Consider the following 25,494-nt stretch of genomic DNA (forward strand, 5'->3'; position numbering starts at 1 on the left):
CCCCCGACGAATTAACGGAAATGAGCACTAAGCTGATCAGGGACGCTGATCATCGCGGCGCGACGGGACCACCCGAACAACATCAACTATGCTGCCTTCTCACCGGCATGAACCCGTGTCCAAGATCAGGGGTAAAGCCCCCCCCAGGCCGTGGCGATCGATATGTGCACCGTCTTCAAGTCCGCGGTCCGCCACCTGCTGCCACACACCCGGCCCACTTGACAGCTATAGAAGTTTCTTAATTGCAGGGTGGCCTGGTAGCGGTTGGCGGCGGAGCGACACCGAAGGTGTATCAGCCCGACAATGCTCCCAGGTTGGCGCGAACCTGGTCGGCGTCGGGGTGGTCGAGCTGGGTGAGGATGGTCAGCGCTTTCTCCCAGGCTGAGTGCGCCGATTCACGGTCGCCGACCGCCAGGTAGGTGTGGGCGAGGCGGTTGAGTGTCTCGGCTTCTGGATGGCGGTCGCCGGTGGCGTGCCGCAGGTCGGCGGCGCGGCGGTAGCAGTCGATGGCGCGGTGGTGGTCGCCGAGGTGGTGGTGGGCGTAGCCGAGGCTGTCCCAGGTGGCGGCCTGACCGCGCCGGTTGCCCAGCTTTTCCAGGATCACGAGGGCCTGCTCGCAGTGATCGAGCGCGCGGTGGTAGTCGCCGAGCAGTGCGCTGTACCAGCCGACCTCGTTGAGCGCGTTACCTTCGCCACCCGGGTTGTCGCCCGCGCGGTAGAGGGCGAGGGCCTGTTCGGCATGGTGCAGGGCTTTGTCTGAACTGTCCGATCGTACTAGTGCGGCGAAGCCGCGGTGGGTGGTGGCTTGGCCGATCGGGTCGTCCAGTTCCTGGTAGAGGTTGAGGGCGAGGGTGAGGTGGTGGTGTGCGTCCTCGTTGTGGCCGAGCTGGCTGTAGGCGAGGCCGAGCAGGCGGTGGGTATGGGCCTGCGCCGACCAGTCTCCCAGCCGCACCGCGGCGTCCAACGCGGCGCATTGGGTGGCGGCCCAGTCACGCCAGTGCCCCCGCTGGTTGAGGAAGTCGCCGATGGCAGTGGCAAGCCGGTAGACGTGCTCATCGAATCCGTGACGGGCGGCCAGGTCGATGGCGGCGAGGATCGAGGCGTGTTCGGCGGTGAACCAGGCCAGCGCCTCGTCTGCGTTGCCAATCGTGTCTGGCGTGACGTCTGGTTGGGCTGGGTCCAGGGCGGGGTGCTGCTGGTGAGGGGACATGAGCCGGTTGGCGGTATGCGTGGTATGCAAGTAGTGGTCGAGTAGCCGGCGGGTGACGCTTCGGCGCTCCTCCTCGGTGTCGGTGTGGTGAGCCAGCTCGGCGGCGTACGCCCGTAGGAGGTCGTGGAAGGCGTACCGGCCCGGCGTTTGCTGGTCAATGAGGTGGGCGCGGGTGAGTTCGGCCAGCAGCGGCCTGACGTCTGAGGGCTGGATGCCGTCGAGGCTGGCCGCGGCGGGCACGCTGATGTCCGCGGCGGGGTGCAGGGCCAAGCGGCGGAAGAGTCGGGCGGCGGGGGCAGTGAGCGCCTGGTAGGACCAGGAGAAGACGGCCCGGACGTCGGTGGTCGGGTCGGCGCCGGTGAAGGCGTCGAGGCTGCGGCGTGTGTCGTGTAGCTCGGCGGTGACGGCGGCGAGCGGGAACCGGGCGTGCGCGGCGGCACGGGCGGCGACGATGGCCAGGGCCAGGGGCAGCCCGCCGCAGGCGGTGATGATCTTCTCGACCGCCTCCGGTTCCGCGGCGACCCGGGCGGCGCCGAGGCGGCGGGACAAGAAGTCGCGGGCGTCGGTGGGGGAGAGGAGGTCGAGGGTCAGCGGGTGCGCACCCTCGCCCGCGACCAAGCCGGTGAGCTGGTTGCGGCTTGTCACGATCACCAGGCAGCCGGGCGAGCCGGGCAGCAGCGGGCGGACCTGCTCGGTGTCGCGGGCGTTGTCGAGCAAGACCAGCATCCGCCGTCCGGCGAGCAAGCTGCGGTAGAGGGCCGCCTGGGCGGCGAGGCTGGCCGGGATCCGGTGGGGTGACACCTCGAACGCGTCCAGGAACCCGCGGATCGCCTCGCCCGGACTCATCATCGTACCGACGGGATCGAAGCCGCGCAGGTTGACGTACAGCTGCCCGTCTGGGAAGCGGTCGGCGACCTGGTGCGCCCAGTGCACGGCGAGGGTGGTTTTGCCGATGCCGGCCATGCCGTCGATCGCGGTGATCACCACCGTTGCCGGCGCCTGTGGGCTGTCGGTGTGCAGGGCTAGGACTTGGGCGATCTCGGACCGTCGGCCGGTGAAGGTGGACAGGTCGGCGGGCAGCTGCGCAGGTCTGATCGCGGGCTGCCGAACCGGTGCGGCTTCCTGCGCTGGCGCTCCTTGCTCGGCGGGTGGCCGCAGCACCCGGTCGTGGGCGGCACGCAGTTCCGGACCGGGGTCGATGCCCAACTCGTCGGCGAGCCGGGTGCGGACGGTCTGGTACGCCTCCAGCGCGTCAGCTTGCCGCCCGGCCGCCGCGAGCGCCAGGATCAGCCGGGACTGCAAGGCTTCATCGAAGGGGTGGTCGGCGCGGACGCGCTGAAGCATCGTGAGGGCCTGGTCCGCCTGCCCGGAGGCCAGGGCGAGGTCGGCGACCTCCTTCACGGTGGCCAGATGCTCCCGATCCAGGGCGGCGAACGCGGGATGGGTACGTACATCGGTCTCGACTCCGGCCGCAACCGGACCCTGCCACAGTGCGAGCGCCGAGGTGAACAGCGGCACGTCACCGGTGGCTCTGGCCCGGTTGACCAGGTCGCGGAAGTGCAGCAGGTCGACGCTGTCCGGGTCCGCGTCGAGCCGGTAGCCACCGCCGGCGCGGATGAGCCACCGCCCGGCAGCCCGAGTGGGTAGGTCCGGCTCGAATAGCCGTCGCAACAGCCCCACCTGCCGGTGGACGATGTTGAGCGAGCTGGTCGGGGGTTCAGTGCCCCACAACACGTCGACGATCTCGCCGACGGTCACCGGCCGCCCCGCGTACGCTAGAAGCAACGCCAACATGGCACGCTGCTTGGGCGGCCCTAGATCCAGTTCTGTGTCGTCGCGCCACGCGCGCACCGGCCCGAGGATCGCGAACCGGATGTTCGTACCCACCATCCCACCCCCTAACCGCTGTGGTTGAACTCCCCGCCGTACCGTGCCGGCGGCTGACCAGCGTTCGTCACTTTTTACGCACTATTCCCGCACAGCATCCGGCATACGGTCACTGCAGCCCAGTCCCACCCCGGTCGCAGAGGAGCTGACGTGACAGCAGCCACCGCTCGGCCTGGTGCAGGGCACCCTCATCCAAGCAGGCGGCCCGGTCAACAACGCAATTGGCCTCGTCTACATCGCGGTGTACTCCTTCGACGTCGGTGAGAGCTGGCGGACCTCGCCAGGGCGTCTCCCGGCGGTGTTCGCCGCCGGGATGCCGCCCCGGACTGCCGCGGCGCCGCCGCCTGTGGCGCCCGGTCGCCCTCGGTGCTAAGTCCCGCACGGCGGGCTGGCACCGCCTGCCGTGGGCTCGCACACCGTCGTGCTCCCAACCCACGTTCTACTGCCTGTTTATGCATTTGGAAAGGGGAGACGGATGAGCCTGGCCGTTGTGGCAGACTCCACCGGTCCCTCCGGCCATGGCGGATCGTCGGTGGCGCCGATAACAGGGGGCGGGTGGCTGCCGCTGCGTGGCCGCGACGAGGAGATGCGACTGATCCGCGACCAACTGCACGCCCTGACCCAGGGGCGCGGCGGGACGGTGCTCATCGAGGGAGCTCCAGGCTCCGGCAAATCCCGACTGCTCGCCGAGGCCCTGGGTCTGGCCCGGCGGGGCGGGATACGCGCCCGCCTCGGCGCCGGGACGCCAGACGGCCACGCAGTGCCCTTCGCACCGCTGTGGGATGCGTTGCTGGCGGGGCCCGGCCCCCTGCTGAACCGTTCGCTGCTCCAGCGGCTCACCGACTCCCCGGATCAGCGTTTCTGGCTTCTGCAGGAGCTGCAGAACCAGCTTGAACAGGTCGCCACGGCAGGCCCGCTGGTGATCGCGATGGACGACGTGCACTGGTGCGACACCGCCACGCTCACCGCGCTGCGTACGCTGCCCCTCCGCCTGGGCGACCAGCCGATCTTGTGGCTGCTCGCCTCCCGCGAGCGGAGCCTTACCCAGCGCTGGTCGCCTGACATCGAGCTGCGGCTGCGGCTGCGGCCGCTGTCCGGCGACGCCGTCGAGCGCCTGGCCCAGGACGTGCTGGGAGCGGTGGCCGAGCCCGCGCTGCTTACGCTGGCGCGTCGCGCCGACGGGCGTCCGCTGCTACTGGTGGAGCTGCTGCGCGGGCTGCGCGAGGAGGGCGCGGTCGTTGATCAGGCCGGCGTGGCCTGCCTGATCGACGACCGCATCCCGACCCGCTTCCACTCCTCCGTTCGCAGGCGCTTGGATCCTCTCTCGCCGCAGGCCCGCGACCTGGTCCAGATAGCTGCGGTACTCAGCCGAACCGTCGACGTGGAGATCCTGGCGGAGCTGACCGGGCAGCCGCCTGTCGAGCTGATCGCCCCGCTACGCGAAGCGACCGAGGCCGACCTGCTGGCCGAGCGGGACGGGCAGCTCGTCTTCCGCCACGACCTGATCCGCGAGGCCGTGCGGGGCGCGGTGCCGGCCGCGCTGGCCCGCAGCCTGCGCAGGCACGCCGTGGAAGTGCGGCTGCAGCACGGTGCCGCGGCCATGGAGGTAGCGTCCGACCTGGCCGCGACCGCGGAGCCCGGCGACCGCCACGCCGTTGCACTGCTGCGCCGCGCGGCGGCTGACTTCGCGCCGACCTCGCCATCTACAGCCGTTGAGCTGAGCCAGCGGGCAATGGAGTTGGCCCCGGCCGACGATCCGGACAACGGGACACTGATCGCCGAGACCATCATGCTGCTCTGGCTCGACGGCCGGGACGTGGAGGCACGAGCGCTGGCGGACAGCACCCTGGCCGGACTGCTGGAGCCGGAGGCCGAAGGCGCCGTCAGACTCAGCCTGGCGCGGCTGTCCAGCCAGTACTCCTTCATCGAGGCAGTGCGGCAGTGCCGCACTGCGTTGGAACTGCCGGGCCTGCCGCCGGCTCTGCGGGCGCAGCTGTTCGCGGTTCAGGCGCTCTGCCTGGCGATGGTTGGCGACATCGCCGAGACCGCGCGCGTCACCGAGCTGGCGCTGGAGGCCGCCGAGGTGGCCGGCGATCGCATGGCGCGGGCGACCGCCGTCGCTGTCGGCTCGACGGTTGCCTTCTACATGATGGACTGGGAGCGTGCCTTCAGGCTGCAGGACGACGCGGTTCGGCTGGCCACCGACGAAGGGGCCGTCGGCTCGCTGTGGGTGCCCGAGGCCTGCTGGACGGCCTTTTTGCACAACGCGGCGGGTAGGACGGAGCTGGCGCTGAAGGAGGCCGACGCGGGGCTGAGGGCCGCGCAGCAGCACGGCCAAGCCGCAGGGTTGTGCTTCTGGTCGATGAACCGCACGCGGGTGCTGCTTGACGCCGGCCGTCTGGCCGACGCCCGCGCCGAGGCCGACGGTGTACTGGCCATGGTGGACGACCTCGGTGCGCGGAACTTCGCCGAAGTCACTGCCCTGTACGTGCTCGGCCGCATCGCCATCCATACCGGGGACCGCGACGGCATCCGGCGGTGCACCACCGACGGTGAGCGCATGATGCGGGACGAGGCACCGGTCATCCGCCGGGCGGGTGCATGGATGGCGGCTCTTGCAGCCGACAGCGAAGGCGATTTCGCTCGCGTACTGGAGTTGACCGAGGAAGCGGCGGAGACCTTCGATTTGCCGGACCCGTCGCTGGGTATGCCGCTGGATCCGGCCGACGAGGTGGTCTTCGCCCGCGTGGCGCTGCGCGCAGGCGACCGTGAGCGGGCGGAGCGCGCTGTGCTGGCGGCCGAGCGGCGGGCCAGGCTGAACCCCGGGTTTCCGTTTCTGGCCGGGGTCGCGGCGCACGCCCGCGGACTGTTGGACGGCGACATCGGGCTGCTGGTGCGGGCCGTCGACCTGCTGGCCGGTTTCCCCCGACCGCTGGTCCACGCTTCGGCTCTGGAGGACGCCGGCCGTGCCCTCGTCGCCTCTCGCGCGATGGACGCAGCCGCGCGGCTGGAGGCGGCGCTCGGCTTATACGAGCAGGCGGGCGCGGTCCGCGACGCTGCGCGGGTACGCAGCCGACTGCGCGAGGTCGGGGTGCGGCGGCGCGGCCGCGCCTGCGGCGGCACGCTCCGCGGCTGGCAGGGTTTGACCGGCTCGGAGCTGCAGGTGGTCCGGTTGGTCGCGCAGGGCGCGACCAACCGGCAGGTCGCGGAGCGGCTCTTCCTGTCCCCGCACACCATCAGCACTCACCTGCGGCACGCCTACACCAAGCTGGAGATCAAATCTCGGGTGGAGCTGGCCCGGTTGGTCCTCGAACAGGACGGGTGATCGGGGCCAGCGCCCTGCAGAGGAAGCCGCACATGTAGCCGGCGATCGCGTCGAGGTGCACCGACTCCTGCCGCCGGATCGCCACCGCGAGCTGGGTCGGTTAGTCCCAATGCCGCTTAGTTAGGGCGTGCAGAGAAATAAGTGGCGGATTCGCGTCTTGGTGGCCTGTGATGTGGTATGGGCGTCGTGGATGGGGTGCAGGACGTGCTGGCCGTGAAGTTTCAGGTGTTGTTTCCGCATCTGGATGAGCGGCAGCGGCGTCTGCTGATGGGGGCCGAGGCCCGAATGCTTGGTCACGGTGGGATCAGGCTCGTGGCTCGGGCGGCTGGGGTCGCGGAGAGTACGGTGTCCCGCGGCGTGTCTGATCTGGAGGCTGGCGAGGAGCCGTTGGGTCGCACGCGTCGAGCGGGCGGGGGCCGTAAACGTCTGGTCGAGCTTGATACGCGCCTGCGGCCGGCGTTGCTGGCCCTGGTGGAGCCGGACATGCGCGGTGACCCGATGTCGCCGCTGCGGTGGACGACCAAGTCCACCCGCAAGCTGGCCGACGAACTGCGGGCCCAGGGTTGGCGGATTTCGGCCGACACGGTGGCCGACCTGCTGCGGGCGGAGGGCTTCAGCCTGCAGGGCAACGCCAAGACCATCGAGGGCAGCCAGCACCCGGACCGGGATGCCCAGTTTCGCTACATCAACGAGCAGGTCAAACAGCACCAGGCCGCCGGTGACCCGGGGTCAGCGTCGACACGAAGAAGAAGGAACTGGTCGGGCCGTACCACAACAAGGGCCGGGAGTGGCAGCCGCAGGGCCAGCCGGTCCAGGTCCGCACCCACGACTTCCCGGACGCCGAGTTGGGCAAGGCCATCCCGTACGGCATCTACGACGTCGCGGCGAACACCGGCTGGGTCAGCGTCGGCACCGACCACGACACCGCCGCGTTCGCCGTCGCCGCGTTGCGCCGCTGGTGGAACGCCCACGCGGCCGCCGTCTACCCGCAGGCGGGCAGGCTGCTGATCACCGCCGACGCGGGCGGCTCCAACAGCTACCGCACCCGCGCTTGGAAGAGCGAACTGTCAGCCTTCGCCGCCGAAACCGGGCTTGAGGTCACCGTGTGCCACTTCCCACCAGGCACCTACCAGGCACCTACCAGGCACCTACCAGGCACCTCCAAGTGGAACACCATCGAGCACCGCCTGTTCAGCCACATCTCCATGAACTGGCGCGGCAGGCCACTGACCAGCCACGAAGTCATCGTCAACACGATCGCGGCAACCACCACCCGCACCGGTCTTCGCGTCCACGCCGAACTCGACACCGGCCAGTACCCCAAAGGGGAGACGGTCAGCGACACGCAGATGGCCGCCCTGCCCATCGCCCGCCATGACTGGCACGGCGACTGGAACTACACCCTGCGCCCGCAACCCGCCCAACCGGGTGCCGAGGACCCGCCATCATCAGCGCATCGTCCCGACCGCCGTGACCTATCCCGCCTTGTTCACCCCGTCGTGACCGGGATGCCCACCCCCGCATGGAACGACCTGCTCACCCGGCTGGCCGTCCCCCGCGAAGCCCAACGCGAAGCCGACCTGCACAACCGACGCGGCGACGCCCGACGACTACCCGCAGGCGGCGGACGCCGCCCCCGCCTCACCCTCGCAGACCGGCTCCTGGCCACCATGCTTGACCAGCGGCTCGGCATGCCACAGCCCGTGATCGGTGACCTGTTCGGCGTCTCCCGCATGACCATCAACAACGCCATCCGCCAAACCCGCCAACTCCTGGTCCAGATCCGGCACACCATCGCACCCGCCGACGTCCGTCTCACCACCCTTGCCGACCTCGCCGACCACACCGCCACAGCCGGACTCGACATCACCACAGAGATCAAAAGCGCGTGTTGATCCTCTTCACGCCCTTAGCCCGATGTGGCTGGTGTCAAGCGGCGTGGCGGCAGACGAGGACGGCGGGGTCTCGGTATAGAGGTCTGTCACTCAAAGACAGCTTCTGAACCCGGAAGCCCCGCCGTTGGAACAGTCTGCCATCACCCACACGATCATGCTGGCCGCAGGCAGGTTCCCGCCGGGTCATCTGGGTGAGTTGACCCAGCAAATGCCGTTGGAGATGATCGATGCCGTGCTGGCTGAGACCGGAGCGGTGCAGTCGCGGGTGCGGAATCTGCTGTCTCAGGTAGTGGTGTATCTGCTGCTCGCGGCGGGTCTGTTCGCCGAGTTGAGCTACCGGCAGGTGTGGACTCGACTGATCGCCGGTCTGAACGGGCTGCCGATGGCCATGCCGACCTCCTCGGCCCTGGCACAGGCCCGCCGCCGGGTCGGCGTGAAACCCCTGCAGGTGTTGTTCCGGCTCCTCGCGGGTCCGCCCGCCGGCGCGGCCCGGTGGCGGGGTCTGCTGCTGTGCGCGATCGACGGCACCACGATGTTCGTGCCGGACAGCCCGGTTGACAGAAGACCCAGGCCCCCAACTGAGCGGCATTGCGGTTAGTCCTCGTCGTCGCCATCCTGGTCGCGGGTGAGTACGAGGCGGGTGAGTGCGACACGCGAATTGATGCCCAGCTTCGTGAAGGCGTGCCGCAGGTGGGTGCTGACGGTGTGCGGAGACAGGAACAGCCGGTCGGCCACCTGGCGGTTGGTGATGCCACCAGCCACCAACCGGACGACCTGGAGTTCGGAGGCGGTCAGGCTGTCCCAGCCGCTGGCGGGTCTGCCGGCTGAGGGGCGCAGGCGACGCGCGCCCATGCTCTTGAGCAGGGCAACCACCCGTTCGGCGTCCCGTGCCGCGCCCGCCTCTTCGTACAGTGCCAGCGCCTCGTCCAGCGAGGACCGCTCGCGAAGTGCCGCGCCGGCGTCCTCTAGTGCGGCGGCGCGGGCCAGCGGGCGGGAGGCCTCGGCATAGCGGCGGGCCGCCTCGCCGAGCAGGCCAGGATCGCCGTCCAGCAGCCCGCGGGCGTGCGCGGCCGCGGCGCCGAAGACGGGGATGTCCGGGTTACGGCGGTAACGGATTTCGGCGAACTCGGCGGCTCGCGCGGCCCGTTCGACGAGCCCGGCTTGCAGAACCATCCGCACGAGCGCGGGCTCGTCGGCTGGGTCGGGCGGGAAAGGTAGGACGGGGGTGGGACGGAAGTAGGTCTGCTCGGCCTTCGCGGTGAGCGCGGCCATTCCTGCGTGATCGCCCGTGGCCGCTGCGGCCTGCGCGGCCAGCCAGGCACCCGCGCGGCGGATCTCTCCCGCCTCGGCGCCCATCATGACCCCGGCGACCTCACGCGCCTGGGTCAGGCCGGTCTCGTCGCCGGTGTGCAGGGCGACACGGCCGAGCACGTAGCGCGCGGTGACGTCGTCGAAGTTGCCTGGGCCGAGTTCGTCGGCCATCGCCAGGACGGCCTCCGCTTCGGCGCGGGCGTCGGCGAGTCGTCCGGTATCGAGGTATATGCGGCAGCGGACCATACCCCACATGCGCAGCAGTGCGGCCTGTCCGGAGTGCTGCGCGCTGCGTACTCCGGCAGCGGCCTCGGCGAGAGCGTCGTCCACGCAACCGATCATGCTGAGCAAGACGGATTGCCAGATGCCCGGCGTCCACAACGCGGCGCTATGGGGCACATCATCCACGGCGTGGGCGGCCCGCTCAGCGAGATCCAGTGCCTGTGGGACGTCGAAACGGTAGTAGGCCAGCAGCGAGGCGACGGTGAGCAGGGTCGCGGTGGCCGGAGCGTCACCGGCGCGTTCCGCGACGCGTAGCGCCTCCGGCAGCAGGCGCTCAGCCTCCTCCGCCTCGTCGGCGTCGATGAGAATGAGGTTGAACGCGAGCATGGCCAGCAGTTGGGCCCGCACCTGCTCGGGTAAGCCCGGCAGGGCGGCCCCGGCACGGGCGGCCCGGGCCGCGTCCGGGAAGGAATGCTGGTTGGCGGCGAGCGCCAAGCCCAGGCTGACCTGCGCCTCGATCTCGGCGGGCAGCCGCTGACGCAGCGCGGTGTCGGCCAGAGCGGCAGCCTCGGCCGCCAGCCCGGCCTGGCTGAACCGCGGCAGCGACTCGGCGATGATGGCCGCCTGCTGTAGCGGATCGGCTGAGGCCAGTTCGATTGCGCGGCGGCTCATCGCGGCGGCTGCCGAGGGGCTGGTGGCCGCCAGCTCGCGGCTTGCCTGCCGGAGCATGGAGACGGCGTGCTGATCGCCGGGCTCGGCGGTCTCGGCCAGCTCGGCGGCGACCTGCACGACCGAGGCGCCGTGGCGCAGCCGCTGCTGCACCGCCTGGCGGCGTAGCGCCAGGCGCAGAGACGGGGACAGCGTGGCCTGGACGGCCTCACGCACCAGGTCGTGGCGGAAAGTCAGGCGGCCGTCGGTTTCGGCGAGCAGGTCCGCGGAGAGCAGCTCGTCCAGCGGCTTCAGTAGGGCGGCGGGCGGTTGCGCAACGAGTTCGGCGACCTGGTCCACCGAGATGACGCGGCCGAGCGCGGCGGCGACATCGGCGATCTGTCTGGCAAGCGGTGACACCTGGTCCAGGCGGTGCCGGATGGAGGAGTGGAACCGCCGCGGAAGGCCTGTGCCGGTCAGGCGAGCCACGTCGTCGGCGATCTCGATGCGGCCTTCGTCGCGCAGGCCCTCGAGCAACTCGGCGAGCAGCAGGGGCCGCCCCTCGGCCTTACTTACCAGCCGCAGTAAGTCCGCGTCGGGAGCGCTGCCGAGCAGGTCGCGGCTCATGGCGGCCACCGCGTCGCCGGACAGCGGTGCGAGGACCAGCAGGTGATCGTTGAGCGCGGCGACGGTTGCCCGCGCCGCCGGGCTCGACGGGCCGGTGCGCGCGGCCAGCAACCAGAGGATGGGGTAGCTCGACAGCCGTGCGGGCAGGGTTCTGAGTGCCAGCAACGTCGACTCGTCGCACCACTGCAGGTCATCCAGGACGATGACGAGCGGAGCGGACAGGGCGGCGCGTTCGAGGTGTTCCTGGATGTCCTGGAGCAGCCAGTAGCCGCGAGACGCGGTCGGGGCGTTGTCGTCGGTGGTGAAAGCCGGCAGTGCGGAGCCTGCGGTGGATAGGAACAGGTCCAGCAGCGATCCGAACGGGATGATCCGAGCCTCCGGGTCACCGCTACCGTTCAGGACGCGCAGCCCGGCGGCCTCAGCGCGGCGGTGTGCCTCGGCCAGCAGGCGGCTTTTGCCGATACCGGGCACGCCCTGGATCAACACTGCGCCGCCAGTTCCGCTAGCGAGCGTGGCCAGTTGCTCAGTGAGGGCGGCGAGTTCGGCATCTCGGCCACGTAAGGGGACGATTCGGGAGGTGCCGGTGTCGTGCATGATCATCGGCCCTCCACTTCCGCGCGATGTGGTCCGCCTGTTTCGCGGGGCGTAGTGTTCGGGCACGGCGTCGATGCCGATTCCGGCCACCGCCTGTGGGTTTGCGCGAGCCTCGGCGACGGCCGCGGGCTCACCCGGCCCGCCGGGCGCGAGCGGGTTGTGGCGGGTCGCGAACTGGTCCATCCAGGGCTGCCAGGTGCTGACGCCCAGCCACGAACTGTGGGCGACAAGGGCGGGAGTGCCGGGCACAACTTCCTCCTTAAAGCAGTGCCCTAGGGTCCCCCGCCGTCATCGCCGCCGATACCGTCAAATGACTGTCGTTCTCCCGCGCGTCCAGTGCGTCCCGAAGGGAGGTGCGGGAGGCGACGCCCAGCTTGGGGAAGTTTCTGCAGCGGTGGGAGCTGACGGTGCGGCGCCAGGAAGAGGCGTGCGTCGATCACCTTGTTGCTGAGCTCGTCGCGGTCAGCTCAACAATCTCACGCTCCTGAGCCGTCAGCGCCTCGCCTCCGCTGCGCCGCCGAACAGCTCCAGCCCGTGCCGCGCGGTCAGCTCCAGACCGCGTTGCCGGTGGTCTCGGCCTCCTGCCACTGCCCGGAGTCGAATTGATCGAGCACGACGACTTGCCACGCCGGGCTCTCTACGCAGCACCATCACCCGGCCCAGCCGCAGCTGGAGCCATGAGCGCATCTCCAGCTGCTCACACATTTGTGTGATGTCGGCGCATTCGCTGATTGCGATGGTGGGTCGGTACGCGACAGCCGAAGAGAAGGAACCTGACATGCCGTATATCAGAGTGGGGGAGGAGAACGGAGCCCCCATCGAGATCTACTACGAAAGCCACGGGACGGGCCGCCCCGTTGTCCTGATCCACGGCTACCCGCTCAACGGCCACTCCTGGGAGAAGCAGGAGCGCGCGTTGCTGGCAGCCGGGTACCAAGTCGTCACCTACGACCGGCGGGGTTTCGGCCGGTCCAGCCAGCCCGTCATCGGTTACGACTACGACACCTTTGCCGCCGACCTGAACGCGCTGATGGAGGGCCTGGACCTGCGCGACACGGTGCTGGCCGGCTTTTCCATGGGCAGCGGCGAGGTGACCCGATACCTGGGCACATACGGTTCGGGTCGGGTCAGCCAGGCGGTGCTGATGGCGCCGCTGCAGCCCTACCTGCTCAAGACGGACGACAACCCCGAAGGCGTGGACGCTGCTGTCTTCGACGGCATCAAGCAGGCGATCACCGCTGACCGCTTCGCCTACCTCAGAGCGTTCCTGGACGATTTCTACAACGTCGATATCCTGGGCAGCTCCCGGATCAGCGACCCGGCCTGGCAGGCCAGCTTCCAAATCGCTGCGGACGCATCTGCCACGGCGACCCTGGCCTGCGTCTCGACCTGGACGACCGACTTCCGGGCCGATCTGCCGAAGTTCGACGTGCCCACGCTCGTCATCCAGGGCGACCAGGACCGCATCCTGCCCATCGCCGCCACCGGCGCCCGCCTCGACGGGCTGATCAAGGACATACGGTACGTGGTCGTCAAGGGCGGCCCCCACGCCATCGGCTGGACGCACGCCGACCAGGTCAACGAGGCCCTACTCGACTTCATCCAGTGACGGCGGCCCCGTTCGGACGGGGACAGCCCACCCGAGCCTGCTCTCAAATGGAGATATGCGATGACCATTACCAGCCCGGGTGGACGACGGCGCACGCAAGATTGCGGCTGAGGCGCTCCAGCAGGCCTCACCGACCTGATCGCTCCAAGCATGCTGACCAAGCAGGCGCACTGGACCATCATTGGGCCGCGCTTCCACAGCCTGCACCGCCAGCTCGACGGACTCGCCGAAGCCGTCCGCGACCAGTCCGACGTGATCGCCGATCGTGCCGTCGCCGTGGCCCCGACGGCCGCCCAGCCGTCGTGGCCGCCTCCGACCGCCTGCCGAACATCCCGCCGACACCGTTCGAGGACCACGACGTCGTCGAGATCTCCTGCGACGTCCTAGCCGCCGTAGTCAACCAGGCTGCGCGCCGGCCTGGCCGCCACCGCGGACGCCGACCCGGTATCGCAGGATGTGCTCATCGCGGCGGCCGCCGTGTTCGAGAAGCAGTAATAGGATGATCCAGGCCCAACGCTGACCCACTCTGACCAAAGGAAGAGCCATGTCCAAGTTGGCATTACCCGCCGTGCTCGCGGCCGCGCTGCCGGCCGCGCTGAGCTGGCTGCCGGCCGAGGCCGCCGCCGCGACGACCGCCAAGCCGGCCATCGTTGTCACATACGACACGTGGGAGGACGACCCTAGGGTGCCGTCATGGAGGAAGCTGTCGTCCTCGACGGTCGTTTCGCGCGACGACCACGCGACCGCGCTGCAAGCGCAGCGCTCCATGGCCCCGCGCGCCGAGTCCCGCATCGACATCAGCGGCTCGCACACGACGCTGATCTTCCGCCCCGGTGCGATCACCTAGGTCATCGAGGCGGCGTCACACACCACCCGGTGAACCACGTCCCGGGATCCTGCCCAGCCGAAGGCCCGGGGGGATCACGGCACGCAACCGGTGCAACACCCGCGCCAGCAACGCCACTGCGGCGCTTCCTTGATGATTTCGGCCAATGAAGAAGGCAGGCAATGGCTGTCTGGTTCGTGACCGACGCGGCGCAGGGACTTGGCAAGCTCATCGCCACCCAGTCCCTGCAACGCGGCAACCGGGTGATCGCCGGAGGTGCGGACGCAGCCACCGGACTGCCCCGAGACGTCGGCCAAGTGCTGTCCGTGCCGCTCAACATCCTCGACGAGGGCAGCGTGAAACGGGCCGCGAACCATGCGATGAGCCGGTTCGGGCGCATCGACGTGCTGGTCAACAGCGTCCACCACCGATTGCACGGCGCGGTAGAGGAGACCTCCACCGCCGAGGCCATGCGCGTGTTCGAGATCAATGTGCTCGGTCTCCTCAACGTCGCGCGCGCCGTGTTGCCCGTCATGCGTCGTCAGCGCAGCGGGCGTGTACTGACCATCAGCTCAGCCGCCAGCATCACGGCTCAACCCGGCTGGGGCCTGTCCGCGGCTGGCGCGTCGGCCCTAGGTGCAGTCGGTGACGCGCTCCGCGAGGAGCTACTCCCGCTAGGCATCCTCGTCACGACGATCGAGCCGGGGCGACTCGCCGGCGATGCCCCGGCCACCGCCTCCCGCCGCACTCTTGACGACTACCCGACCTCCCCTGAGGACGTGGTGCCAACTACGGGCAAGCGCATGCTGGGGGATCCGGGCAAAGTGGCGTCGGTCATTGTGGACCTCGCTTCCGCCACCGATCCACCCGCCCGCCTGCGGCTTGGCGCGGACGCCGTGGCAAGCCTGGAAGGTCGCCTCGACTTGGACGCCGAGGAGCTCGATGCCTGGCGCCCCACGTCGCTCAGCATCGCGCCCGACCCGCCGAGCCACGTGAACGGCTTCCACCCGAACGGTCGCCCCATCTGACCCGCCACCAGCCCCGGCGACCTTCGGCCGGCGCTGCAGCTCAGCAACAGGCGCTCGACGCCGAAGAGATACCTTCCGCGCTAAACGATCGGAGAGACCAATGGATGACAAGGAAGTCCTGGCCCGCATCGGCCATCTCGTTGCCGAAGAACATGAGCTGCGCGAACAGCACCTTCGCCGCACGTTGTCGACCGTCGACGAGCGCGAGCGCCTACAGCAGCTCGAAGTCGCGCTCGACCAGTGCTGGGATCTCCTGCGTCAGCGGCGGGCCCGCCTGCAGGTCGGGCAGAACCCCGACGAGGCACACGTCAGGCCCGCCAGCCAGGTCGAAAACTACCTGCAGTGACTGGTGAAGCCGAGGTTGCATCCGCTGGCGTCAGGCGTTCCGGAGCGCCGCCGAGGATCTACACGATCCGCAAGGCCATCTGCTCGACGAATGCGACCAAGTCTCTCAACGCCCGCTACACGCGGGGGTCAAAGCCCGTGACCACTTCCCCAACTGTCAGTAGGCCGCGGCAGCTGCGTTGAGGTCGAAGGCGTGTACCGAGCTGCAGTGCACGAGCCGACCCACGCCGGCCCCGCGAGCCGCCTGAACGACGACCCTCGTGTGCGCAGCATCGGGCGGGCCGCCCCCACTGGGGGCGGCCCGCCCGGCGCGTGAATGTCAGGCCGCCCTCGGTGGCAGCGTCGCATTCGTTCCACCGCAGCATCAGCACTATCCGGCTTGCCGCGTCATGGGTCACCGACCTCCGGCGACCGCCTGGACACGTTTCTTGGGCAGCAACCGGATACGTGTCGCGATGCCACGGAACGGATCAGGACCGCGTCACGTACCACCACGCATCTTTGCCCCCATTGGCCGTCGTGCCGAGGGTGTAGACCTTGAAGCCCGGGTTGCTCGAGGCAGAGGCCTCGAAGCTACCGATCCAGAACGTGCTCCCGGAGGTGTTGAACACGCCCCGCACCTCAATCCCGGAGGCGCCCACTGGGATGTCCCACTTGTTGCAGGTTCCTGGCGGAACCACGGTCGTCTGGAGGGCCAGGCCGCCGCCGGTGAACTTGAGGTAGGACTGGTAGTTGCCCTGTGAACAGAGCTGTACCCGGCCCTGTCCCATCGCCGCAGCAGCGGGACCGGTCGTGGCGACGACCGTCCCGACGGTGAGCGTTGCCGTCGCAGCAACACCGATAGCCGCCTTCTTGAGGGTAGCTCTGATACCCATCTCGTTTCCTTTCTCCATGGATCCGCCGCCTAAGTGCCCAGGCTGGCGTCGATGACAGGGGCTGGCCCCCAGATCACGGCTAGATAGCCGCCGAAACGGTCAAGCGGTCTCGCCCGAGCACCCAAGATCGGATAACGTACGGAACGGCCGAACCGTTCAATCCCGCCATGCCTTCACCGGCGAACGCCAAACCCGACTCGCCGCGTTCCGCTGGCTGCACCCCTACACCGTCCGACGCCACTCCCGGCTCGGACAGTAATCACCGGATCACTTACGAGAGGAACACCCGGCCCACACCGGCTACGCTGGCCGGCCGCATAACCCCGTGTCCGGGATCAGGGGTCAGGCCCCCGATGATCATGTCGTGCGGTTGTGTTCGACGTGCAGCAGGACGAGGGCGGCGGCGACGATCTTGCCGATGACGCCGGGTGACAGGCTGATCCGTCGAAGTGCTTTGAATGTGGCCTTGAGCAAGGTGTTTGCTTGCTTCGGCCCGGGCTGAGCGTGATGGTCGTAACCATCTGTGCACCGAAGTTGTCACTAGGGTCACCGATCCCGCTCCTCACGGACCCACCGTCGCTGGAACCGCTGCGGATGCCTGGTCGTCCAAGCGCCATGAGACTCAATCGCGCCCGTCGCCGCGCGGCGTTCGTCGTTGTGACAGAGGTCCTGCTCGCCGCCGTGCTCGTGGCATGCTCCTCACCGGCTGGCCAGCCCGCAAGCACAGCCGGGTTCGCCGGGTACAAGTGGGCTGTAGTGTCGATCAGCCATGGTGGGAAGACAACCCCAGTTCCCGGGGAGTACTCGGTCTACCTGCAGTTCACCCCGGACGGGCACTTCGGCGCCAACGAGCCCGTCAACTACCACAGCGGGAACTACCAGGTGACGCGCGGCGGCTTCACGACCAGCGACCTGGGCCAGACGCTGGTTGGGTATGCGGGCCGTGACCCGGTCGTCCTGCTGTCGGTTTCCGCGATCTCGGCATTCGACAATGAGGTACGTGCGCTGGCCAATGTCAACGGCAGCACATTGACGGTCACGGTAGGCAGCTACACGCTTACGGCGCAGCGAGGTGGCAGGCAAGCCAACTTCTGAGCTTGTCCCCTACAGGCGCCACGAGCGCGGAGAGTGGGGTTGATGTACGGGGAGTGAACCGCCCCGGGGTTCTGTGGAGACCTCAGCTGTTGGCTCCAACCGCCTCGCCGGGGCTGGGGTTGAGCGTAGAACATCGATTCGTATTCGGTGGGTGGGACGTGCCCGATGGCTGAGTGCAGGCGCTGGTTGTTGTACCAGCCGATCCACTCGGCGGTGGCCAGTTCGACTCGGGCCTGGGTGCGCCACGGCCGGCGGGGTTTGATCAGCTCGGTCGTGTAGAGGCCGATGGTGGATTCCATCAGCGCGTTGTCGAGTCACCGACGCTGCCGATGGAGGCGTCGATACCGGCTTCGAGCAGGTGGGTGGTGAGCCGGAACGACGTGTACTGGGCTGACTGCCCGCATCGCTGTGATGTACCAGGCCCGCACCGACGGGCCGCCCGGCGCGGTCGCGGCGCGACAGTCCCATGTCCAGGGGCGGTCAGGACCAGCGGGGTGCGTTTGTTCGTCGCCGCGGACCAGCCCACGACCGCCCGGGAGTAGACGTCGACGACGAACGCGACGTAGACGACGCCGGACCAGGTGGCGACGTGCGTGAAGTCCGCGACCCAGTCGACGTGGTGGACGACACTCACAGATGGCTGTCAGTGCCGCCTCGTTACGCATCGCAGATTTGGGTGAGCGTCTGACCGGAAGATGAGCCTGACCAGGGCGGTCTTGTGCAGGGGGCATCGCCGGGCTGGTGGGGGCCGGTCCGGTGTGATGTTGGTGGTGTTGTCAGGCGGCTGGTTGCAGGTGACGGAGTGGCCGAATAGTTCCAGTTCTCGGACGAGCCTGGTGACCTTGCGGTTGGTATTGATGCGCTTGTCGTAGTGGTTTGGGCCGAGGTCGTGGTAGTGGGCGGTCGGGTCGGCGAGTAGGTGCTCGGCCCTCACCTCACGTGATCACGTGATGTGCCCCCGGACGCGACGGGATTGGCTGTGCGGCGGGTGATGGCGGCGGGATGCCTCCGGCGTTTCCCCCGCTTTCAACACAGACCGATCTTGGAGTTGCCATGAAGGCTCGACACCGACGTCGCCCCCGGATCTCGCGGGCCCGTATTACCGCCCTCGCCGTCAGCGCGGCACTGTTGATGATCGCTGCGGCAGGGTGGTCGGCTCTTGCGTACAGCGAGTCGGCCGCGTCGGCGACGGATACCGTCGGCGGCAAGCCGCCCAGCGTGCTGGTATACGCGGCCTGGGCCGACAGCGGCAGCTGGGATGGTGTTACCGAGCGCCAGCAGCGCAGCGGACACACTGTTGACGTGCTGCCAAGCCCGCTGCGCGGGCTGTCGAGCGACGCCGAGTATGTTCGCTCGTTCCTCTGTACGGTCGGCGGTCCGGTGGTGCTGGTGGGACACCCGTACGGGGGTGCGGTGATCACCGCGGCGGGGACCGGCAACCCGAACGCCAGGTCGCAGGCCTACGTCGACGCGTTCGCGGAGGCTGGCGGTACGGTCGTCCAGCTCGCCCTGCCCAGCCGGGCTCGGCGTGCGTTGGCCGCGCCCACCGAGGGGGTGTCTGTCCTGGTGCTCTACCCGGACGCGCCGGCGGGCGACGCTGACCCGTGCATCAAGCAGGCCCTGTTGGTCAGCTCTTTCGCCAATGACCTGCCGTCCCGCGAAGCCGCGGCGGCTGCGGCCGCGCACGTCCGGTCGGTGCCTGTAGTCCGCGCCTCCTGGTCTCCGCTGGGGCACACGGTGCTCGACGTGGGGACCCTCTTCAGCTTCTGCCAGTACCAGCACAGCGAGGCTGTCACCAAGCTAGAGCGGTTGCCGGCTGGGGGCGCTCACTGGTGATCGACCGCGGTTGGCGTTAAATCGCCGACCACGTGCTGGCCTGGCTCGGCCGGCACGCCGGGTTGGCCTGACCAGGTAATTCCCCCCCCGCTGGCGCAGTCGCGGCTTCGCCCAGGCTGCCGCCGGCGGGCCGGGCAGAGCCGCTGCTCCTACTCCTCGCCCTTTTTCACCGCGTGGTGCCCCTGGTCATCCTTCAGGGCAAACGCGTTCGATCCGTGTCCTCAAGCCGGGGCGCCGGTGGATCCGGTCCACGTACCGGCGCCCTGACGGTAGCGTCGTTGGAGAACCATGCCCATCAAGACCATCACCAGCCGCGAGGCCTGGTGCGCTTCCTGTCACAACATCGTTGAGCACAGCGTCCGCGGGCCGTTGCGCCGAAACACTCGGGACGGCAGGCTTATGCTGCTCGATCTATGGGTCTGCCCGAGATTACACGCTCGCTTCTGGCCGGCCTCTGCCGTCGATGGCGTTGGTCCGCACTTTCTGCGCACTGTTCCGGCACAGCGTCCGGCATACAGTCACAGCAGCCAGTCCCGCCCCGGTTCGCAGAGGAGCTGACATGACAGCAGCCACCGCTCGGCCTGGTGCAGGGCGCAATCGTCAAAGCAGGCGGCCCGGTCGACCACGCAGTCGGCCTCGTCTACCTCGCGGTGTACTCCTTCGACCTCGGTGAGAGCTGGTGGACCTCGCCGGGGCGTCTCCCGGCGGTGTTCGCCGCCGGCATGCCGCCCCGAATTGCCACAGGCGGCGCCGCCTGTGGTGCCCGGTCGCCCCTCGGCGCCAAGTCCCGCACGGCGGGCTGGCGCCGCCTGCTGTGGGCTCGCACACCGTCGTGCTCCCAACCCACGTTTTACTGCCTGTTTATGCGTTTGAAAGGGGAGACGGATGAGGCTGGGCGTTGTGGCAGACTTTGCCGGTCCCTCCGGCCGTGGCGGATCGGCGGTGGCGCCGATGACAGGGGTCGGGTGGCTGCCGCTGCGCGGCCGCGACGAGGAGATACATCTGCGCCGGTCAGAGACTCTGCTGGGCCGACAGGCGGAGTGTGCGGCGCTCGACGGGGTGCTGGAGGCGGTTCGCGCTGGTGAGAGCCGTTCGCTGGTGGTGCGTGGTGCGGCGGGGGTGGGCAAGTCGGCGTTGCTACAGCATCTGATCGACCGGGCTGCTGGGTGCCGCGTGGTGTCCGCTGCGGGTGTGCAGTCGGAGATGGAGCTTCCGTTCGCGGCGGTGCATCGGCTTTGTGCGCCGATGTTGGACCTGCTGGACACCCTGCCAGAACCGCAGCGCGACGCCCTCGGCACGGCGTTCCGGCTATGCGCCGGGCCGGCCCCGGGCGGTTTCCTTGTCGGTGTGGCCACCCTCAGCCTGGTCGCTGCGGCGGCGGAAAATCGGCCGCTCGTGGGCGTGATCGATGATGTTCAGTGGCTGGACCCGGCGTCGGCGCAGGTGCTCGCCTTCGTCGCGCGTCGACTGCTTGCGGAGTCGGTGGCGTTTGTGTTCGCGGTACGCGACTCCAGCGATGTGCATGCGCTGTCGGGCCTGCCGGCGATGGACGTCGCCGGACTGGGCGAGCGAGATGCACGGTCGCTCCTAAGGTCTGTGATCCCCGGCCGGCTAGATGAACAGGTAGGCGACCGGATCATCGGCGAGGCCGGTGGCAACCCGCGGGCCTTGCTGGAGCTGCCGCGGGAGTTGAGCCGGGCCGAACTGGCGGGCGGGTTCGGGCCGCCAACCACCCAGACGCTTTCGGGCCGTATCGAGGACCATGTCCAGCTCCGGTTGGAGCGCATGCCCGTGGCGGGGCGACAGCTGTTACTGCTGGCGGCCGCGGAGCCGCTCGGCGACCCGGCGCTGCTATGGCGTGCGGCGGAGCGGCTCGGGGACGGATTTGGCCCGGTGACTGTCGCCGCAGTGAACGGCATGGTCGACTTCGGCGCTCGGGTGCGGTTCCGGCATCCGTCGGTGCGTTCGGCGGTGTACTGGGCAGCCTCGCCCGAGGAACGCTGCAGGGTTCATCGGGCCCTGGCGGAGGCGACCGATGTCGAAGCCGATCCGGATCGGCGTGCCTGGCACCGCGCGCATGCCACCATGGGGCCCGACGAGGAAATCGCCGCGGAACTGGAGGGCTTGGCCGACCGTGCGCGGGCGCGTGGCGGCCTGGCCGCAGCCGCCGCCTTCCTGGAGCGGTCGGCCACGCTTACGCAAGACTCCGGGCGTCGGGCGGAGCGTGCGTTGGCCGCTGCACAGTCCACGCACCTGGCCGGGGCACCTGAGCACGCTCTGGCGCTGCTGGCGTTAGCTCAGGCTGGGCCGCCGGACGAACTGCGGCTCGCCCACGTGGACCTGCTGCGTGCCGAGATCGCGTTCACCACGGATCGTGGCAGCCTCGCTGCGCCGATGCTGCTCCGGGCTGCCAGGCAACTCGAGCGGCTGGACCCGGGAGCAGCGCGCGAGGCGTATCTGCAAGCGTTGTCTGCGGGGATGTTCGCCGGCCGCCTGGCCGAGGGCGCCAGCCTCCTGGAGGTTGTGGCGGCCGCTGGTGCGGCGCCGCCCCCGCCGGTCGCCGGCCGTGCTGCCGACCTCCTGCTCGACAGCTTGGTGCTGCATTTCACGGAGGATGCACGCACTGCGACGCCCACCGTGTGCCGGGCCCTACGCGCCTTCTCCAGCCACGGCATCTCCCCAGCGGAAGAGCTCCGCTGGCTGCGGCTGGTCTTTACGACCGCCGCGGCCCTCTGGGACGACCAGTCCTGTCATGTGCTCGCCGAGCGCCACGTTGATTTGGCCCGTCACACCGCGGCGCTCTCCGTGCTGCCCCTGGCGCTGAGCTCGCGCATCACCGTGCATCTCCTCGAAGGTGAACTCGCCGAGGCGGCGTCGCTCAGCGAGGACGTGCGTATGATCATCGCGGCAACTGGGTCCCAGATCACGAACTATGGCGCCGTGATGGTCGCAGCTTGGCAGGGACGACAAGCCGAGGTCGACCAGCTGGTGCTTGCCGCCGCTTGCCAGGCGGCGGCCCGGGGTGAGGGAGCCGGGCTGACGGTCTGCGACTGGGCGAGCGCAGTGCTCTACAACGGCCTTGGCCGCCACGGGGAAGCCCGTGCCGCCGCACAACGCGCGAGCGTGGACCCGCCAGGGTCCGTGGCACATTGGGCCCTGGCCGAGTTGGTCGAGGCAGCCGTTCGCAGCGGTGACCGCGCACTCGCCGCCTGGGCGCTCGATCAGCTCGTGCAGACCACTCAGGCGAGCCCGACCGACTGGGCTCTCGGGATCGAGGCCCGCTCGCGGGCGCTGCTTAGCCAGGGCGAGGACGCCGAAAGCCTCTACCGTGAGGCGATCGACCGGCTCGGCCGTACCCGACTCCGGCCAGAGTTCGCCCGCTCCCACCTTCTGTACGGGGAATGGTTGCGCAGCGAGCGACGCCGGGTCGAAGCGCGTGAGCAGCTGCGTACGGCCCACGAGATGTTCGCGGCGATGGGCTTGGCGGCGTTCGCCGATCGCGCGGCGCGCGAACTGCTGGCCACCGGCGAGACCATCCGCCGACGGATAGTCGAAACCTACGACCAGCTCACGCCCCAGGAAGAGCAGGTCGCGAGCCTGGCCCGCACCGGCCTGACGAACAAGGAGATCGGCAACCGCATGTACGTCAGCCCCCGCACTGTCGAGTGGCACCTTCGGAAGGTCTTCGCCAAGCGGGGTATCACCTCACGCAAGCAGCTTGACGACATCCCCTTGGCAGCGGCCATATCAGGGATCGGTTGATTTCCCCTAGTTCGCGTTGAACTGAGGAATCCTGACGTTGTCCTGATCGGCCGTGGGTCGCCCCACGGCCACTCACGATGGAGCCGATGTCTGATCTCGCGGGCAGGGTCGGTGCGGGTCGGGGGCCTCGCCCGGACCACACGCGTTCGACTGGCCGCACGTCTGGTTTGTGAGCGAGCGCGTCATCTTTGACCTGCATGATGTAGCCGATCCCACGCTTGTCCGGCGCGCTACGGAACTGGCTGTTCTCCCCGTATCCGCCGTCGGCGGCCGGCAACGGTGGATGTCGGCAAGGCCCTGGCGCGCTATCTGCGCACTGAAGGTGTCAAGGTCACCGAGGTCAGCAGCCCGGACAAGGCCACCCGCCGCCGGCGAGGCAAGACCGACGCCGTGGACGCCGAGGCTGCCGCCCGCGCGGTGCTCGGCGGCCCGGCCACCATAGCCAAGGCCGGCGACGGACCGGTGGAGAAGGCCCGGATGTTCAAGCTGGCCAAGGCATCCGCCATCAAGTCCCGCACCCAGGACATCAACCAACTCAAATCAATACTGGTGTCCACTGATCCCGAACTGCGTGAGTCGCTGGCCGGGCTGGGCTACAAGAACCGTGGCGCTGCGTCGCGTTCGCGGCGACCACGCCCACCACCGCGACCACCGCCGCCGTCTACACGTTGCGACTGCTCGCCCGGCGCATCGCGCACCTGAGCACCGAAATCCGCGACCTGGAAAACCCGAGTTCGACAGTTGGTGGGCATACGGCCGCGGCGAATTTGCGGGTTGACCTGCGGTGATGGGCGTGAAGGGGCTCCGGGGCCGTTTGCCCACGGCTCCGGAGGGTGTTTGCCCAGTTCAGGGGTTATTCGGGGGTCTTCAGCCCGCTCATCTTTGGCGGGAGTGGGACCCCGCAGTTGGTGAAGAGTTTGGCCTGGGTGTCGGTGATGCGGGTGGTCTGCTGGAGGCTGCCGGCCGGGCCGGTGAGGGTAACCTGATGGATCCGGCCGAGTTCGGTGGCGATCTTGGGCCAGGTCTGCTCGGTGCGGCGTTCAGCGACGCGGATCAGCAGCAGGGCGAGCCAGCACAGCAGCACGTGGGCGTGTATCCGCTCATCGAGGCGGTGGTAGACGGGCCGCAGGTCCAAGGTCGACTTCATCGTGCGGAAAGCGTGTTCGGCTTCGAGTAGGTTCTTGTAGCCCAGCGCGACGTCCTCGGCGGATAGGTCAGGGTCGCTGGTGGCGAGGAGGTATTTGCCGTCCAGGCGGGCCTCGGCGGTGACCTTGGCAGCGTTGATGGACAGCCGTCCGGTGGTGGGGTGCTGCTTGAGCCACCGGCCGAGAGTGGGGTGGTCCCGCAGGGCGCACTCGGCCTTGCGGTGGGGTGCGTCCGAGACGGTGGTGGTGCGCTTGCCGCTCGTGGCGGCCTTGGCCTGCGCCTTCTTCGCGTCCGCGGCCCGGGCTGCCTTGATCCGCGCCAGCGCACCGGGATGCCCTCGCAGGTGACGGCCAGTCCGATGACGATCTGCGGCGGGTCCCGGCGGTGGTCCTTGGAGTGCCGTACTGGCGCAGGCTGGAGCCCTCGCCGTCCGGGTCGTCCGCGGTGTCACGTTCGAAGTAGGTGCAGGTGGTGCCGAAGAAGACCAGGTCGACTTCGCAGTTGAGCAGGTGGGCGGCGGAGAAGAACACCGCTTCCTGCACGGCTGCCTGGGTGTCGGCGGCGACGAGAAGGTCCATAGCTCGGTAGGCGTGCTGTTCGGTGAGCGCATCCAGGCCGGGGATCACCTGATCCTGGCTGGCCCACTCGGCGGCGGCAAGCTTGGAGGACGGGGCGATGGCCCGGTTAGCGGCCAGCGCGAAGATCGTACGCTCGACATCGGTACGGAACCGACGCCCGCCGATGCGGGACGTCAAGGCAGCGTCGATGCCCAGCAGTCTCCACAGCCCGTCCAGCAGCCAGCTCGCCCCGATCGGCCGGGACGCTTCCACGGTCAGCGGCCCGACCTCCTCAGACCCCAAAGCGGCGGCGTCTTCCTCGTCGCCGAGGTAGCGGTTGATCGAGGCGACCAGCCGCCGCAGGCCGTCGACGTCGAGGCGGTCCTCGCGGCCGAAATTGACCAGCACCTCCGCCTGGGTCGTGCCGTCCTTGCAGCGGTTGTGGGCGAGCTGGAGGTAACGCACCACCGACCCGTCCTTGTTCCGCCGTTGGATCTTCCGCAAGTACATGCCCGCATCATCAGTCAACAGCCCAGGCCAAGGCAAGATCCACGAAGATTCGTTTGCCCACGCGTTCCGGTGGCATCAGACGGACGCCGGGCCTCTCACCTGCGCGGCTCCACCACTGACACGCCCCGCATGCCCACCAACTGTCGAACTCGGGGAAAAGCAGATCACCGCCCTGGTCGCCGCGTA

Annotated in this window: 16 protein-coding genes and 3 pseudogenes; 11 read left to right on the plus strand and 8 right to left on the minus strand. The window is 69.1% G+C overall.

The annotated features are described in order from the left end of the window. Window positions 1-292: 292 nt before the first annotated feature. A complete protein-coding gene (locus A6A27_RS47025; protein WP_198940651.1) occupies window positions 293-3,097 on the minus strand; it encodes an AfsR/SARP family transcriptional regulator in 2,805 nt (934 codons plus the stop codon). A gap of 475 nt (window positions 3,098-3,572) precedes the next feature. On the opposite strand from A6A27_RS47025, the gene A6A27_RS39570 reads away from it, so the two are divergent. From A6A27_RS39570 to A6A27_RS39580, 3 genes and pseudogenes are all read left to right on the plus strand, one after another. Beyond that, on the plus strand, window positions 3,573-6,422 hold the full coding sequence (locus A6A27_RS39570; RefSeq protein WP_083673230.1) for an ATP-binding protein: 2,850 nt from the start codon (window positions 3,573-3,575) through the stop codon (window positions 6,420-6,422). A 177-nt stretch (window positions 6,423-6,599) separates the two neighbouring features. Next, window positions 6,600-8,317: pseudogene (locus A6A27_RS39575) on the plus strand (ISAzo13 family transposase). Between the two features lie 124 nt (window positions 8,318-8,441). Beyond that, a complete protein-coding gene (locus A6A27_RS39580) occupies window positions 8,442-8,915 on the plus strand; it encodes a transposase domain-containing protein (RefSeq protein WP_073839790.1) in 474 nt (157 codons plus the stop codon). On the opposite strand, the gene A6A27_RS39585 is transcribed toward A6A27_RS39580, so the two are convergent. Further along, complete coding sequence (locus A6A27_RS39585; RefSeq protein ID WP_073839799.1) at window positions 8,912-11,725, minus strand: helix-turn-helix transcriptional regulator; 2,814 nt, start codon at window positions 11,723-11,725, stop codon at window positions 8,912-8,914. The genes A6A27_RS39580 and A6A27_RS39585 overlap by 4 nt on opposite strands. A gap of 772 nt (window positions 11,726-12,497) precedes the next feature. Between A6A27_RS39585 and A6A27_RS39590 the strand changes: the two genes are divergently transcribed. From A6A27_RS39590 to A6A27_RS39610, 4 genes are all read left to right on the plus strand, one after another. After that, window positions 12,498-13,328 (plus strand): alpha/beta fold hydrolase, encoded by an 831-nt coding sequence (locus A6A27_RS39590; RefSeq protein ID WP_073839791.1) that lies wholly within the window; start codon window positions 12,498-12,500, stop codon window positions 13,326-13,328. A 544-nt stretch (window positions 13,329-13,872) separates the two neighbouring features. After that, window positions 13,873-14,175 (plus strand): hypothetical protein, encoded by a 303-nt coding sequence (locus A6A27_RS39600; protein ID WP_073839792.1) that lies wholly within the window; start codon window positions 13,873-13,875, stop codon window positions 14,173-14,175. A gap of 161 nt (window positions 14,176-14,336) precedes the next feature. Then, window positions 14,337-15,182: an SDR family NAD(P)-dependent oxidoreductase gene (locus tag A6A27_RS39605; protein ID WP_073839793.1), complete on the plus strand. Its 846-nt coding sequence runs from the start codon at window positions 14,337-14,339 to the stop codon at window positions 15,180-15,182. Window positions 15,183-15,282: 100 nt separating this feature from the next. After that, window positions 15,283-15,528 (plus strand): DUF2630 family protein, encoded by a 246-nt coding sequence (locus A6A27_RS39610; RefSeq protein ID WP_073839794.1) that lies wholly within the window; start codon window positions 15,283-15,285, stop codon window positions 15,526-15,528. 469 nt (window positions 15,529-15,997) lie between these two features. On the opposite strand, the gene A6A27_RS39615 is transcribed toward A6A27_RS39610, so the two are convergent. Continuing rightward, window positions 15,998-16,420, minus strand: a complete 423-nt coding sequence (locus A6A27_RS39615) for a hypothetical protein (RefSeq protein ID WP_143194424.1) — start codon at window positions 16,418-16,420, stop codon at window positions 15,998-16,000. 339 nt (window positions 16,421-16,759) lie between these two features. Further along, window positions 16,760-16,891: pseudogene (locus tag A6A27_RS46650) on the minus strand (IS5/IS1182 family transposase); the annotation flags it as partial. Between the two features lie 126 nt (window positions 16,892-17,017). Here A6A27_RS46650 and A6A27_RS39630 point away from each other — a divergent pair. Further along, window positions 17,018-17,497, plus strand: a complete 480-nt coding sequence (locus A6A27_RS39630) for an META domain-containing protein (protein WP_073839796.1) — start codon at window positions 17,018-17,020, stop codon at window positions 17,495-17,497. Here the strand turns inward: A6A27_RS39630 and A6A27_RS47900 are convergent. Then, on the minus strand, window positions 17,452-17,796 hold the full coding sequence (locus tag A6A27_RS47900) for an integrase core domain-containing protein (RefSeq protein ID WP_083673232.1): 345 nt from the start codon (window positions 17,794-17,796) through the stop codon (window positions 17,452-17,454). The genes A6A27_RS39630 and A6A27_RS47900 overlap by 46 nt on opposite strands. Then, window positions 17,796-18,131 (minus strand): DDE-type integrase/transposase/recombinase, encoded by a 336-nt coding sequence (locus A6A27_RS42660; RefSeq protein ID WP_083673233.1) that lies wholly within the window; start codon window positions 18,129-18,131, stop codon window positions 17,796-17,798. The genes A6A27_RS47900 and A6A27_RS42660 overlap by 1 nt, the downstream gene beginning before the upstream one ends. 419 nt (window positions 18,132-18,550) lie before the next feature. Between A6A27_RS42660 and A6A27_RS39640 the strand changes: the two genes are divergently transcribed. Continuing rightward, the gene (locus A6A27_RS39640; RefSeq protein ID WP_073839797.1) at window positions 18,551-19,333 is read left to right on the plus strand and encodes an alpha/beta fold hydrolase; all 783 of its coding nucleotides are present in this window, start codon (window positions 18,551-18,553) and stop codon (window positions 19,331-19,333) included. A gap of 885 nt (window positions 19,334-20,218) precedes the next feature. Then, the gene (locus A6A27_RS39645) at window positions 20,219-23,095 is read left to right on the plus strand and encodes a helix-turn-helix transcriptional regulator (RefSeq protein ID WP_241825683.1); all 2,877 of its coding nucleotides are present in this window, start codon (window positions 20,219-20,221) and stop codon (window positions 23,093-23,095) included. Here A6A27_RS39645 and A6A27_RS46655 read toward each other — a convergent pair. Next, window positions 23,034-23,372, minus strand: a complete 339-nt coding sequence (locus A6A27_RS46655) for a transposase (protein WP_241825684.1) — start codon at window positions 23,370-23,372, stop codon at window positions 23,034-23,036. The genes A6A27_RS39645 and A6A27_RS46655 overlap by 62 nt on opposite strands. A gap of 2 nt (window positions 23,373-23,374) precedes the next feature. Here A6A27_RS46655 and A6A27_RS39655 point away from each other — a divergent pair, with 2 nt between their 5' ends. Further along, window positions 23,375-23,797: an IS110 family transposase gene (locus tag A6A27_RS39655; RefSeq protein ID WP_073839798.1), complete on the plus strand. Its 423-nt coding sequence runs from the start codon at window positions 23,375-23,377 to the stop codon at window positions 23,795-23,797. Between the two features lie 151 nt (window positions 23,798-23,948). On the opposite strand, the pseudogene A6A27_RS46665 reads toward A6A27_RS39655, so the two are convergent. Continuing rightward, window positions 23,949-25,308: pseudogene (locus A6A27_RS46665) on the minus strand (IS1634 family transposase). Window positions 25,309-25,494 lie beyond the last annotated feature (186 nt).

Source organism: Micromonospora sp. CB01531 (assembly GCF_001905095.1).
Classification (GTDB): domain Bacteria; phylum Actinomycetota; class Actinomycetes; order Mycobacteriales; family Micromonosporaceae; genus Micromonospora.